13 protein-coding genes are annotated in these 14,056 nt (G+C 55.7%); 11 read left to right on the forward strand and 2 right to left on the reverse strand.

From position 1 onward, the window contains the following. Positions 1-171 precede the first annotated feature (171 nt). Together Hhyl2_RS19865 and Hhyl2_RS19870 are read left to right on the forward strand one after the other, a co-directional pair. Entirely contained in the window at positions 172-528 is a 357-nt protein-coding gene (locus Hhyl2_RS19865; RefSeq protein WP_483552539.1) for a toxin-antitoxin system TumE family protein, read from the forward strand. Continuing rightward, positions 521-922, forward strand: coding sequence for an HVO_A0114 family putative DNA-binding protein (locus Hhyl2_RS19870; RefSeq protein ID WP_483552540.1), 402 nt, complete (start codon positions 521-523; stop codon positions 920-922). Before Hhyl2_RS19865 ends, Hhyl2_RS19870 begins: the two co-directional genes overlap by 8 nt. A gap of 399 nt (positions 923-1,321) precedes the next feature. Here Hhyl2_RS19870 and Hhyl2_RS19875 read toward each other — a convergent pair whose 3' ends face one another. Then, positions 1,322-2,353, reverse strand: coding sequence for a threonine ammonia-lyase (locus tag Hhyl2_RS19875; protein WP_483552541.1), 1,032 nt, complete (start codon positions 2,351-2,353; stop codon positions 1,322-1,324). 176 nt (positions 2,354-2,529) lie between these two features. Between Hhyl2_RS19875 and Hhyl2_RS19880 the strand changes: the two genes are divergently transcribed. From Hhyl2_RS19880 to Hhyl2_RS19910, 7 genes are all read left to right on the forward strand, one after another. Next, the gene (locus Hhyl2_RS19880; protein ID WP_483552542.1) at positions 2,530-3,453 is read left to right on the forward strand and encodes a DUF7351 domain-containing protein; all 924 of its coding nucleotides are present in this window, start codon (positions 2,530-2,532) and stop codon (positions 3,451-3,453) included. Positions 3,454-3,652: 199 nt separating this feature from the next. Beyond that, positions 3,653-4,354, forward strand: coding sequence for a class I SAM-dependent methyltransferase (locus tag Hhyl2_RS19885; RefSeq protein ID WP_483552543.1), 702 nt, complete (start codon positions 3,653-3,655; stop codon positions 4,352-4,354). A gap of 148 nt (positions 4,355-4,502) precedes the next feature. Continuing rightward, positions 4,503-5,450 carry a lysostaphin resistance A-like protein gene (locus Hhyl2_RS19890; protein ID WP_483552544.1) on the forward strand — a complete coding sequence of 316 codons (948 nt, stop codon included), beginning with the start codon at positions 4,503-4,505 and terminating at the stop codon, positions 5,448-5,450. Between the two features lie 179 nt (positions 5,451-5,629). Then, positions 5,630-7,150 (forward strand): serine hydrolase domain-containing protein, encoded by a 1,521-nt coding sequence (locus tag Hhyl2_RS19895; protein WP_483552545.1) that lies wholly within the window; start codon positions 5,630-5,632, stop codon positions 7,148-7,150. Next, positions 7,147-7,551 carry a hypothetical protein gene (locus Hhyl2_RS19900; protein WP_483552546.1) on the forward strand — a complete coding sequence of 135 codons (405 nt, stop codon included), beginning with the start codon at positions 7,147-7,149 and terminating at the stop codon, positions 7,549-7,551. Before Hhyl2_RS19895 ends, Hhyl2_RS19900 begins: the two co-directional genes overlap by 4 nt. 52 nt (positions 7,552-7,603) lie before the next feature. Next, the gene (locus Hhyl2_RS19905; RefSeq protein WP_483552547.1) at positions 7,604-7,807 is read left to right on the forward strand and encodes a DUF2891 family protein; all 204 of its coding nucleotides are present in this window, start codon (positions 7,604-7,606) and stop codon (positions 7,805-7,807) included. A gap of 66 nt (positions 7,808-7,873) precedes the next feature. Next, positions 7,874-8,749: an IS5 family transposase gene (locus Hhyl2_RS19910; RefSeq protein WP_483552548.1), complete on the forward strand. Its 876-nt coding sequence runs from the start codon at positions 7,874-7,876 to the stop codon at positions 8,747-8,749. A gap of 558 nt (positions 8,750-9,307) precedes the next feature. Here the strand turns inward: Hhyl2_RS19910 and Hhyl2_RS19915 are convergent. Next, the gene (locus Hhyl2_RS19915) at positions 9,308-10,234 is read right to left on the reverse strand and encodes a metallophosphoesterase (protein ID WP_483552549.1); all 927 of its coding nucleotides are present in this window, start codon (positions 10,232-10,234) and stop codon (positions 9,308-9,310) included. A gap of 181 nt (positions 10,235-10,415) precedes the next feature. Between Hhyl2_RS19915 and Hhyl2_RS19920 the strand changes: the two genes are divergently transcribed. After that, positions 10,416-12,965, forward strand: a complete 2,550-nt coding sequence (locus Hhyl2_RS19920) for a phosphoribosyltransferase family protein (RefSeq protein WP_483552550.1) — start codon at positions 10,416-10,418, stop codon at positions 12,963-12,965. Then, positions 12,962-13,924, forward strand: a complete 963-nt coding sequence (locus Hhyl2_RS19925) for a DNA-processing protein DprA (RefSeq protein ID WP_483552551.1) — start codon at positions 12,962-12,964, stop codon at positions 13,922-13,924. The genes Hhyl2_RS19920 and Hhyl2_RS19925 overlap by 4 nt, the downstream gene beginning before the upstream one ends. Positions 13,925-14,056 lie beyond the last annotated feature (132 nt).

Below are 14,056 nucleotides of genomic sequence, written 5' to 3' on the forward strand. Positions count from 1 at the left end.
GCTACGATTAGGGCTAAGTAGAGGTGCTAGCCCTCTGTAAAAGTGATCGTGCTTCTCGCCCTATGGCGAATCAATTCATAGCCGAATCACTCAGTACAGCGTTGTCTCTATAACGTTGTTTGAGGAACCAACACTCCTATATCGTTGGCCACGAAACCAACGTAGTACCGGATGGAACCAACGGCCGACGACCTCGATGGATACGACAACGCCACAGTGTACGAGGATGGGACTGTCGTTCGCGTGTCGATTCGGCGGACAGACGACGATGCCTATCCATCGGGGTGGCGGTACACGCTTCACTATGGAGCCCTGACCGCCGGTCCCGAGACGCTTGACGACGGAACGATCCGTCGCTACGATAACTCACACGAGGATACGAAAGGCCACGAATTACACGTCGCTCCCGACCCAGAACCAGAGTTCGTCAAGTTCCCGGGCATCGAGGAACTCTACGAACGGTTCTGGGACGAGATTCCGAAGCCACGGTTCGGTCCATCCAACGACAACGGTGATACCCATGACTGAACAGAACGTGCTCGTAGTTACGGTTGACCACGAGACCAATCCGTACGAAGAGGGCCTCGAAGCCATTCAGAAACTCAAGGAGGGAGAACACCTTGACCGGCCGGCCACTGTTCGGTTCCCGAACGAGAGCCAGCTGACCGACGTGTTCAACGAACGGACGTACACACTCTTGCGCGTAATCAGAGATGAAGAACCCGAAAGCATTCGCGAAACAGCACGACTGGTCAGTCGTGACAAGAAGAATGTCCACGAAGAACTGACCACACTCGAAGCGCTGGGCGTCATCCGCTTCGAGACAGTCGGGCGGGCAAAGAAGCCATTGTTCCCCTATGACGATCTCGTCGTATCGCCGCTTGCTCACGACCCCGGAGACGGGGCCACCGCCGCTCCCTGACACCTTTGTTCTCCAGGGTGTCTCAGACACATTTATTTACGCCGACAAATGGGCACTGTCGGGTTTGAGTCAGAAGGTGATGAAACCATCTCGTTCGCAGTATGAACAGAGTGTGGCAAGAGACTCTGGTCATGATTATCGACGGATGCTTGAGTGATCTAATGGGACTTAGGACTCGCCCCGAGCGGAGCGTGCCTGGACGGTTGGAGAACGGCTCATCAACAGTCACGGGTGGAGTTGCACAACCAGATCGATCAAAAGTATCCGCGGTGGTTGGAATAATCACAGGCTGGTACTCGCGTCCAGCGAGGTGGGGCCTTTAGCTGGACAGGCAGTTCACCCCATCGAACTCCCAATCGTATCTATGGAATACACTGCTGCATCGTCATACCAGAAGGATCAATTGAGTCCCTTCCCTTCGAGAAGGGCCTGTAACGCGCCTGGAGAGATGTTTCTCCCTGAGATAGGGAAGACGACCGTCTGTCCTTGAACTTCGTCCTGCCGCTGTCTCATGGCTGCGAGGCTGGTTGCACTCGCACCTTCCGCAGGAATGCTCTCCTTGGTAAGTAATTCATGGACACCGTTTTCAATCGCCTGCTCGCTCACGAGTTCGAAATCGTCGAGTTGGTCTCGAAGCACATCCAGCGTCAACGCGAACGGAACTCGCGTCGCAATTCCTTCTGCGAAGGTCTCCATGCGGTTGTGAGGCGTGAGATGTCCCTCTGACCACGCGCGGTGCATTGCCGGCGCGGCCTCTGACTGCACACCAATCACGTCTGCATCCGCCAGTGCACCCACGGTGAGACAGTAACCCGCTGCGCTGGATCCGCCGCCAACCGGACAAAACAGGTAGTCGATATTGGGTAAGTCCTCGATGATTTCGAGCCCAGCTGTGCCGACGCCAGCGATGAGTGCCGGTTCGTTCGCCGAGTGAACGTACCGGTAGCCTTCGTTCGCAGCGAGTTCCTCGGCGTGCTCTCGGGCGTCGTCAAACACTTCGCCGTGGAACCGAACTTCCGCACCAAGTCGTTTCATTGCTGTTACCTTCGACTGATTCGCATCTTCGGGTACGACAATGGTCACGGGTACATCGAACGTGCGCCCGGCATATGCGACGGATTGACCATGATTTCCAGTACTTGCAGCGATCAGTCCAGGTTCGTGAAACTCGGCGTCAAGCTGGGAAACCAAATTAATGCCACCACGAACTTTAAATGCACCTGTCGGGAGCGTGTCTTCCCGTTTCAGATAGACATCAGCGTCGAACCTCGCCGATAACGATTCGCTTCGAACGAGCGGCGTCCGTGGAAGATGCCGGTTGACGATGTGGCGTGCTTGATAGACATCTGCTTTCGTTGGTGGAGTGAGATTATGATAAGGGAAGATAGTCGTTTCGTCAGGTGATTCAACCGGGTCGTACGCTGCAGTCATACATTCAGCAAATCTGGGATATGGGAACTAAGAAATTTGGACTCCGTTAGCAGACTCTGAATATAGTACTCATCATAGCTAGTTACCTCCGTGCCTATTGTCGTGGTATTTCTCATTGAAGAGTATGATGAAAGCTTTCAATATCTTCGCTAAACTGGAAATTGATACGAAAGACTATGGTCGAAAACCGTTCTGCGACGGATATTTTTGGCCTTCTCGCTGACGACACACGGGTTGATATTCTTCGTGCCGTCGCCATTGCGCAGTACGAACTTGAGCAAGTTGGATCCGGGGCTGCCGAACTCGCGTTTTCTGAGATATATGACCACGTCGATGTGAAGAACACGTCGAAGCTGTCGTACCACCTTGGGGAACTCACAGGCACCTATCTGCGGAAAAGTGACGATGGATACTCTCTTTCACACGCTGGTGAGCGCATCGTTCGATTCATCCTGTCGGGAAATTACCAGCAACCAGAGCGGTTCGGGCCTGAACCGGTCGATGGAATATGCGTCTTCTGCGGTGAGGAAGCGCTGGAGGCGAAACTCTCACATCAGTTTTTTCGGATAGATTGTACTGCTTGTGAGAAACAGGTGACGGGACAACCGATCACGCCAGCACAAGCCAGAACGCGGGACGGTGATTCACTCGTACAGAGCGTCAAGTTACGCAGTGCGGAGGATGCCAGGCAGATACGGCAGCGGATGTGCCCGGAGTGCGGGGCGCACCTGTCTGCCGACGTGGTTTCGGTGCCTGAATCCCCGTTACCCGATGCTGATTCGTTCGTGGTGGCGAGTACCTGCGAAGAGTGTCTCCGGGAATACAATAGCCCGTTGACCTACAGTGTTGTCTACCACCCGGCGTCGATTGCGTTCCACTGGGATCATGGAGTCGATGTGACAACGCGGGGTCTCTGGGAGTTTCACGAATATCTTTATCAAGGTCGTTGGACATCAGAGCAGACGGCGTCTGATCCCGACGAGTACGAAGTTGTGTTGCGCCATGGAGTAGACGCAGTTCGACTCTATCTTGATTCGACTGCAACGGTGGTGCGGACGGAGCGCGTGCGAGGCGAAAGCGGTGAGTTTCGTCATTCCTGACAACAGTATTACGAAACTGCCGTTGAGCAGACGACGGTGCTAGCTGGGGGTTTCTTCGACTATTGCCATCAGGGGTGTGTAATTCCGGTTTTCTGCTCAACTCAGGTTTTGAAGCGGATCCGACAAATTATCAAATTTCCAATAACTTTATTGGTGTTGCTGGACCGACCAATAATCGCCGTCAGCGGAGTCCCAATACATGCAATCAGCCGATCCCCACGATTCGACAGGCCAGCAGTATCGGACACAACGCGAGAATACCAACCAAGAGCAGTCAGCACAAAAGCGCTCGAAATCGGCTGCCGAGATCGCCGACGCGTACGCTGAGGTGGCTGACAAAATCGCCCGTTGGCAACAGCTTGACCGGCTCTTCGCCGGTCGGTACCGTCGCCAGCATTTCAGACACGCGAACGGCCGAGTGCTCGACGTCGCCTGCGGCACCGGGCAAAACTTCCGCTACCTCCCGTCGTCGAGTGAGATCGTCGGCATCGACATCAGCGACGAGATGCTCGCCCACGCAGGCAGTGAGCTTGACAAGCTCGAACTGGACGGCGAGGTCCAGCAGATGGACGCCCAAGCACTCGAGTTCCCGGACGACAGCTTCGACACCGTCATCTCGTCGTTCTCCACGTGCACGTTCCCCGACCCGATTGCAGCGCTCCACGAGATGGAGCGAGTCTGTACCCCTGACGGCGAGATTCTGCTGCTCGAACACAGGCGCAGCGACGCTGCACCACTGGCTTGGCTCCAAGACTGGCGTGCTGAGTCCCACTACGAGAAGAACGGCTGCCGGTTGAATCACGAACCGCTGGAGACCGTCGAACAGGCTGATATACCCGTCAAGAACGCATCTACTGCGTTCTTCGGGCTCGTCACCGTCATAACCGCCACTCCGAGGTAAACTCCCATGCACACGCTCGCTCATCGACCCAACATCCGCGACTTTCCGACCCACGGACCCACCATGTACGCCCCACCCCAGACGCATTGTCACCCCGAGACAGACGAACCGTTGCAGCCGAATTCTTTCGCTATGCCGGAGGTGGCGTATGTCTAGTGTCAGTACCCACCTGCAATCGCTTGTCTGGAGCCAACAAAGCGACCGCGTTCGCGCTGTCTGGCGCATACTCATCCCGGTCCTCGCTGGCTTCCTGGCGTTACGCTTCGCAGGCGTAGCCGCACTCATGTTCGATCTGTCTCGGGGTGCAATGATGGTGGTTGCCTTCGGCGGAACCACTCTCGTGATGCTGGGTGTCATCGGCTTCTCCGCGCGGTATCTCGACGACCGACCAGTCCGCGAATACGGGTACCGTTTGTCCCGCGACTGGTGGCGCGACCTCATCGTTGGCACCGGATTCGGGGCCCTCATCGTCGTGATGACCATCGCCATCGCGCTCTCCACCGATTCCCTGCGAGTGACCAGCAAGACACTCCTCCCAAACGCGGCACAGCTCGGGTGGCTACTCGTCTTCTTCGCCGCGTTCGTCGGCGTCGCGTTCTACGAGGAGTACATCTACCGTGGCTCGTTCATCACGAACGCTGTCGAGGGACTTACAGCCCGCGACAGCAGCCAGCCTGTCGCAACCAGTGTTGCCTTGGTCGTGAGCACACTCACGTTCACGTTCGTCCACCTTCCAGGTGCAGTGCTCGCGGACGCCAACGTTGGACTCGTCTTCGTGAAGACTGGACTGCTCGGTGGCCTGTTCGGCATCGCCTATCTCCGTACCAACCAGCTCGCGCTCCCGATGGGCCTCCACCTCGGTGTGAATTACGCACTCATGAACGTCTTCGGCATCGGTGCAGCAGAAACACCCGGCGTCCCGAGTCTACTGGCAGTCGAACACACTGCGACGGGCCTGTGGAGCGCCTCCCGCGGCATTCCACTCTTCGTAGCGGTCCTCGCCGGGTACGTCATCGTGCTACTGTGGACACACTGGCGAAATCGTGACCGAACCGTTCTGCAAGGCAACCACGTTACACGCAGCAGCTCGGACTGATGACACGACCACAACCCTCCACCCCTGACGACAGTACCGATAGAACAACGAGACGGTCATTCCTCGCCGGTCTGGGTAGCCTCGGACTTGCCAGCCTCGGAACTGCAGCCGGTCGAACGAGCATCGCAACAGATCTTCAGAGTGCCGACACACAGTCTGGTGACGGTTCGTTCCCGAACGTGGACGAACTCGAAGCGTTCGTCGACGACGTGATGACCGAACGGATCGGAACGACGACCCCTGGAGCAAGTATCGCCATCGTCTCCGGAGACACGCCCATCCTCACCAAAGGATACGGCACTGCTGACGCCGCTTCCGATGTCCCAGTCCGAGCCGACGAGACAGTGTTCAGAGTCGGATCAGTCGGCAAGCTCGTCACCTACACCGCCGTCATGCAAGGCGTCGAGCAGGGAGTACTCGACCTGGATACTGATATCAACTCGTATCTCGGTGACTCCGCTGTTACAGTTCCGGCTACATACGACGACCCCGTGACGCTCCAGCATCTTGGCACTCACACTGCCGGATTCGAATCCAAGCTCGACCCGGATATCGTCGACGACCCAGCTGCTCTCGACTCGTTAGAGACAGTACTCACCGCTCAGCAGCGCTCGCGTATCCGCCCACCCGGTGAACTCGTCGGCTACTCCAACTATGGTGCGGCACTCGCTGGTCACGTCGTGGCCGAGGCTCACGACACGACGTTCGAGGAGTACGTACAGTCGGAAATATTCGACTCGCTCGGGATGGCCCACAGCACGTTTGCCCAGCCTGTCCCGGCCGACCAGCCCGGCGACCTCGCCACCCCGCATATCCGTGACGGTGAGTCGTTCCTGGCAACTGACGACGTGTACATCAATATGGGCCCCGCGGGCTCGCTGAGCGCGACAGCGACGGACATGGCTGCGTTTATGAGTACACACCTCGGCGACGGCGCAGTCGGCGGCAAACGGATTCTCGACGCGGAGACCTCGGAGAAGATGCACAGCCGCCATCATGTCCGTCACCCGGCAGTCACGAATTGGCGGTACGGGTTCCACGAGTACGGAAACCCCGCCGCCAATCTTATCGGCCATTCGGGTGCGACCGTCAATTTCAGCAGCTACCTGCTGCTCGCCCCAGACCACGATGTCGGGATCTTTGTCGTCTACAACAGCAATCCGAGTGAAGGGCCGAAAGCTGTCGTCGACGAGGTCGTCGCGGAGTACGATCTCCAGCAGGCACCGACGACACCGACACCGACTTCGATATCTGGCAGTCGTGAGCGCGTAGAAACGGTCGCCGGCGAGTATAGCCTCTCCTCTCTCCCGCAGAGTGGACCACTTCAATTCGCCGATATGCTCGCACATCTGACTGTCGAACCCGCAAGTGACGGCCGCCTTCGCACAACCACTCTCGAAGATGAGGCCCAACAGTGGGTCGAGACTGAACCGTACGTATACGAGGAAGTTGGCGGCCACGATGTCCTCGCTTTCGAAATAACAGATGGGGATGTGGACGTGCTGAACGTGAGCAGCGAACCGACCGGCGTCTACCAACCAGTTCCGTTCCACGAACGCCAGCTCGTCACCGGAGGAGTCCTCGGGACGGCAGTCGCTGGCTTTGGGCTCTCACTGGCTGGTCAGGGCGGATACAGCGCTTGGCAGCAGTGGAAACAGTATCGTACCGACGATGAACCTGATATGGAGGACTCCAAATGACAGAACAGCACATCTCTCAGCACCGAACCGAACAGGACGATGATGTCGACAGAAGCGGCTACACTCACAGCATCAAACGCCGATTGAGCGACCCCTCGTGGCTTACCCGTGCAGCAGGCGTCGGCCTGAGCAGCATCTCGATTGGGTTTGTCGTACTTCTCGTCTTCGTCCTGGAGACCGGTGGCGACCTCACACTCATCACGCAACCACTTCCGATGCAGATCGCACTCGCACTACCAACCGTCATCGCGGTTCTTACTATCGTGACTACGGTCGGGACAGTGCTCGCGTGGTGGAACAGTTACTGGTCACTGAGAGCGCGACTCCACTACACAGTCTTGACTCTACTGGGACTCGGGTTTAGCTGGCAACTCGCTGTGGTAGGGTTCCTCCCGTCGTAGCTTGAACCGATTGAGTGACAAAATTAAACAATCACCCCGAAGACGCAGACACATGAATACGTTTCAGAACAACGACATTCCCACGATGCTGTCGGGACACACCAACTGGATCGACTCCGAATTGCTCGCCGCCCTAGCCGAGTACCCACTCGACTCGATCGGGACAGAGTATCCCCACTTCGCCCGGTCGGTCGAAGGCCCCGACGACGTGCTCCGACCGAGTGAGGACCATCCTGTCTTTTACGGGCTCTGTTGAATCGCTAGATGGCGTCGGGATAGGTCGCTAAATCAAAGGAGTTGAAGCGGGAGGATGCGGTTGTCTATGACGCAAATCTCCCGCTTCACTGGTGAGATTGTGGCGATTGCTCAAGTTGTTACCGGTGATGGAGACGAATCCGCCGCCCCGGAAGGTGGCGGCGGATTCGCCGACTATGCCATCGTTTCCCTGCATTGTCTGCGGATTTACCTTGATACGTCCTACCGGATGACGATTGACTTGCTCAAAGAGATGCCACAAATAACCGGGGAGATCGGCCTCAGCACGGCCGATCTCCCCTCTCCATCCACGTTGTGTAAAGCGTTCGACCGAATCGAAATGAGCGTCTGTCGAGTGTTGCTGCGCCAGTCGGCGCAGCTACACGATCCCTCGAAACACGCTGCAATCGACGCTACATTCTACGAACGCTCAGCAGCGAGCCGCCACTACTGCCAGCGAATCAGCTACCGCGTACAGAAGCTAAAAGTCACGAAACTCGTCGATACAGAGTCCCAAGCAATCCTTGACGTACACTGCTCAACGACCCGGGAAGGAAGCGACGCAGACCTCGCTGAGCAGATCGCCCGCCGGAATGCGGGCGATCTGCGGTCTCTGGCAGCCGACAAAGGCTATGACAAGCAAGCGCTCCGCAAAGCACTGCGTGAACTCGGCATCAGACCGCTCATCAAGCACCGCATCTTCGCTCCCTACGACCACGCTCACAACGCCAGAATCGACAAACAGCGCTACAATCAGCGCTCCATGACTGAGACCGTCAATTCAGCTGTGAAGCGCTCGCTCGGCTTTAGTGATCGTCGGCATTTTTCGATAGATACGACTGAGATGGCAGGAGAGATCATGAACAGGTCTCTCTCAGAACGACGACTGTGCGAGATTACATTTATATGTGGCGGCCAATATTGCGAATCTCAATGGCTCTAAACGCGATTTTGTGTGGCTGTTTCACTCCACCCACCGCTTCTCTACGTATTCCTTAAACGCGATTAGAGTACTTTGTTGGCCTTTTAGATTGGTTAGAGCGGGTTTCTTTGGCAGTCTACCTAACTATACAAAACTTCTGAGGATCACTATCGCCGTGCGAGCGCGTACATGGTTCCGTGAGTTCCGAGAAATCGCTCTGATGTGTGTCGTCTACAACATCAAGCGTGCCGTCAAACAGTGAATTCCACCGCCTTATGGCGATTCAACGCAGCCGGTTAAATCCACTTCTCCGAGGTGATAATCCGAGAAACACTCGTAAGGCACTTGAGGTCGCTGTGTCGGTAGTGCAAACAGATATTGGCCCAATCATAGAAATCCGGGAGTCGCTATTGCTACAATTAGAAGAGCAAAATACGGGGGTCCTAGTGCAGTTCCGCAAACTCCTGACTGAGATTCTACTGAATGGGGCAACGGATCCAACCCACCTGCAGAGATTTCTCGCAGGAACCGGGGTGAACGAATGCGGCAAAGAGGAGCAGTAAATCGCCGTCCTGGTTGCTACAGGGTGTATGCTGTTCTATGTACGCCACCGGCTGGTGCCCGGCACAGAGAGACAAGATTGTTTGGTGTCTCGACGAGGACAGCTTCCCCACCAGGGGTAGAATGTGTGTTTCGAATGACGTTCTGACAGAGTACCTGTCCTTTTTGCGTCACTGAGTCATGCCGTGTATGCCCGACAATCTGTGGTGGCGCGTCCGACGAGAGATACTGGAAATCTATCCAGACGAGCCCAGCAGGGGGGTGTTTCAAATGGTTCTTACCCATGCCCAGTACGAGGGGATACGTGTCGACGACTGCCTGTTGTGTTGAATGGTCGTTCAGCGTTTGATGAGCGTCTCGCAACTGGGCAGTCGCCTCGATGAGGCGGTCGTTGACTATTTCGACATCGTAGGGCTCACTGTGGCCGGCATGGACATACGTCACGCTATATCCCTCGTAGGCTGTGACCACGTGGCCGTCCAGTATGGCACTGAACAATGACTGACGGCCTTCGGGACCAACGTCGGTGCAGAACCAACCATCCCAGCTAAACAAGCTAGGTGTCAAGACTGCCATCTCGTGGTTCCCGAGAGTCATCCGGACTCGACCCAGTGGCGCTTCTTCTCGCAACCGTGCGACTAGCCGTAGGGTTTCGATATTCTGCGGCCCACGATCAATGAGGTCGCCGTTGAATACAAGGACGTAGTTGTTGTCAGCCCAGTGGAGACGGCCGTCCGTATCCTGTGTCACCACTGGGTCGTAATCTGGATGATCAGAGAGCGTCAGCAAGGCACTCCGAGCATCCCCGAGGAAGCCATGGATGTCGCTGATACTGACAACTGCAGGGGGCTGTCCCGTGTACATATCGATAGAATCGCGCAGCTGTCCGGTCACTGGCTGAGCTGTCTCTTCTACCACCGGAAACGACTGTGTATCACTACTCATTTATGAAGTTATTGTTTGCAGATATATCCAAGTGTTTTGTACCGGTATACCCGGCGATTTTGCCTCGAAACATAGCGTCTATCGAGTTCACGTATTAATACTCTATAGTATATATCCGCCACACGAAACGAAATCAGCGGTAGGTTTTTTTATCAATCTGAGATAGTGTGAGCGTATCGAGATGAGCATCGAGTTTGCACGCGACGAATTTGATGAGCTGTCTACTACTGATGACGAGTCTCCGGACTCAAGACAGTTTGCAGAAGCGCTCGGTCAGTTGCGTACGGAACTTGAGGATATATTCTCTGCAGATGAGAACCTCGAACATTTTTACTGGTCAGGTAGTCCCGGTTCGCCATACGTCGGGCCACCGGATCCCGACGCGTCACAGTATCTCTGGGTCGGCGTGGCTCACGAGGGATATCAGTCACTCGGCAAACCGTCATCAGGGCTCCAATTCGAATTCGGATTCGATGTCGGTTCTGCTCGTGGATTTTTCCAGCGCGAAGTGATTTGTGGCCTCTACCTTGGCCCATGGGCAGATGACACAGTGGTTGCGGATATCGAAGAGAATCTTCGCCGACACGGTTCCGAAGTGTCCGAATTTTTGTCTTCGCATCCGGAGTTTGTTCTTGCTACGAAACATGAGACCATGTCAGAGATTGACGCCGATGAACTTACTCAGCGAGCCAACGAATTAAGCGATGGATTCGTAGTCACTCTTGATCTGAGTCTAGCCGATATATGCGGCCGTGACGTCAGAGAGCTAGTTTTCGAGACGTTTGACGAGACACTATCACTGTACTATACACTCGCTGGCGAACGTGCGACTGGTAACCACCCGGGAGATTTGGTTGCGTCTGATGGTAACTCTGAAGAGACTGCGACCGATACCGCCGGTTCTGTTACGGGCAGCGATCCATACGAGGGGAAAACACCAGAACCGACTATGGAGGCCATTGCAGCATATTCTTCAATACTGTCAGAAAATGACATCGAAAAATCGGTTGGAATCCTCGGAGAGCGGGGGGCCTCTAGGGACGAAGCCCTAGAGCATATCCGTCGGTATGCTATCGATATGGAGCGAGATGGGGGGTTGTACGCTATTAGTGGACTGGGACCGACCGCTGGATATGCGCTCGCAGAGGCAGGTATCACGACAACCGAGCAGTTGTCTGCAAGTTCCCATAGTGAACTCAAAACAGCTACCGGACTCAGCTCAGGACAGATACGACAGATGCTGTCAGATGTGAAAAAGAGCGAATACGCGCAAGCGGAATCCAACAGCGCATCTAGTGAAACAGAGGGCGAATCCGCGGAAAAAGAGGAACCGGACTCTAGTCACAACGACAGCAAGCCCACAGGTACTGTGTCCAACCAGCGGGGTACTGACGAGAGCCAAGACCACGCAGACATCACCCCTAATCCGCTGTCAGAATATTATGAGGCAATCCGAAGTGTTCGGGAAGTGGTCGGGACGGTGATGCAGGTCGCTGGGACTGATATCCATCCTGACGACCTTACCGACCCCTGTGTACAGTACCATGTGTTGCTCAATGCATGTCTCAGTCACGGTAGTCCGGACGTGACCTTCGCGGGATTCGGTCCGCAACATCAGGACCGTCTCTCGTTCCCGATACGTGACTATCGAGACACGTTTGGTGATGGTGATTGGGTAACAGAGTATCAGGTAATAGATACCGAGCCCTATCACCGTGAGACACAGGACTGGTTGGCCAAACACACATGGTTAGAGAATACGCATCGGTTCGTCCGACCCGTGCCGCCGGGTGGGAGCCACCCACTCCCGGAAATAGTCACCTCAGTCGAAGGGCTGCAGTATGCGATGGGGATACTGAACGACTTTCCGGTCTATCCTGACCTCCCGACGGAGGTCGGTGCCTCCGATGAGACCGTGCCCATAGCGGACCTGTACAGAGAATTATTCTCCACTGTACCCGGTGGAGAGCTAGTCGAACTTGACGAACTCTCTGGCCCTGGGCAGGCCACTGGTGACCCGATTACTGGACCGGTTGTTGATGCGACGCCAACCTCGGAGTCAGACGTCGAGTCATTCCTGCTTGATTACGGAAAACTCACCCACCTGTTTCGGCGTATCGACCCGCCGGCGCTCTCCCCAGTCGATCAGTCGCTGCCTGTCTTCGGGCTGGAATGGTACCGGCGGGCATCGGGGGCGTTCACTGAACTGCAGGATATAGCCAAACACGGACGTGACGGAGCTATCCCATCATTCCGGCGGCGGCTACAGGATATGGTTCACCGCAGATTCCTTCGTGATCACTGGAACTACGACTACATCACGGTGTTTCCGGGACACGAGGCTGGTAGTCTCAGTCCACAGTTGGTCGAGCTGGCGAGAGATGCCGTCGTGGAAACGTCGATCGTCTACACCCCGATGCTCGAACGGACAGAGACGGCCAGTCAGCAACGAGGCAAGTCAGCCGATGAGCGTCAGGATGTCGCTGTCAATCCCGAGGATACACTCCGCGCTCGCACCAAACTGGATGGTGAAACGGTTCTCTTGTTTGACGACATTTGTACAACAGGGAGCTCGCTACTGGCGGGCGCTCATCTACTCCAAGAGGCAGGTGCAGGGCGGGTAATCGGGCTTACGCTTGGCTTCACGCCCGGTGTCGAAGAAGGCGCGGTTATAGATATAGAGAAACCCGAGGCCTACGCATCGGAGATAATCGCAGGCATCGAGCGATGAAATCGGATGAGCTAGCGACGCTTCTCGCGCTCACTGAGATAAATGGTATCGGCGACCGGCGAGCCCTCGAACTATTTCGCGCCTTTGATACTGAGTCAGCCATCGTGGAGAGCCCGCTGGCTGCCTTTGAGGAGTTCCATTATGTCACCCAGGACACTGTGGACCAGCTACGCAATCTCCCCAATCTGTCTCGTACCTACAGTGAGCGGTTCGATCGCTACAGAGCCAATGGAATCTCGGTTATCGGCATCGACGACGCCCGTTATCCTGAACCGTTAGATCAGTTCCACAGCCCCCTCGTTATCTATGCGAAAGGGGATGTTGAGCGGTTGGAAGACCCATCAGTGAGTGTATCAGGCTCTCGAGACACTAACACGGCGGGCAAAGAGTGGGTACGACAGGTCTCGAGAGAGCTTGCTGCGGATGGTTATACAATCATCAGTGGCGGTGCTCTGGGCGCGGATGCGGCAGCACACCGAGGAGCACTGGACGCGACTGGTGCGACAATCGTAGTACTGGGCACAGGTGTCAACAGGCTTTATCCAGAAGAGAACGCAGATTTGTTTGCAGACATCGTCGAGCAAGGCGGGCTCCTCCTCTCTCATCGAGAACCGTCTGCCGAACCGGCACGATACGCGTTTCTCGACCGCAATGAGACCATCTCAGCGTTGAGCCCGGGCTTGATTATTGTTGCGACGGACGGCTCTGGGGGGACTATGTCACAGTATGAGGATGCTGTCGATCAGAATCGGACAGTATTCGTTCCCGATCATGAGTCTGGAATAAAGCCCGACAAGGGGCTTTCAACCCTCCGTTCTGGTGAAACAACGGCTATCGTCTCATCAGCCACGGAAATCAAAAGCCGACTGTCAAAACTGTCTCAGGAGTGCGAGAGTGGTGCTCATTCCGCCAGCCAGAAACAAGACAATAGCCAAACGAGCCTCGATCACTGGGATTGAATACGGTTGATCCGGTGTAGATAGTTCTCCGATACTGGGTCATCTCCATAGTATTGAACCCGGTCACTGTCTATGTTCCCAGCGGTGGATCGCCACCACTCTGTAAAACACGGTATTCTATATGCACTGGAT

This window comes from Haloarcula sp. H-hyl2 (assembly GCF_056934385.1).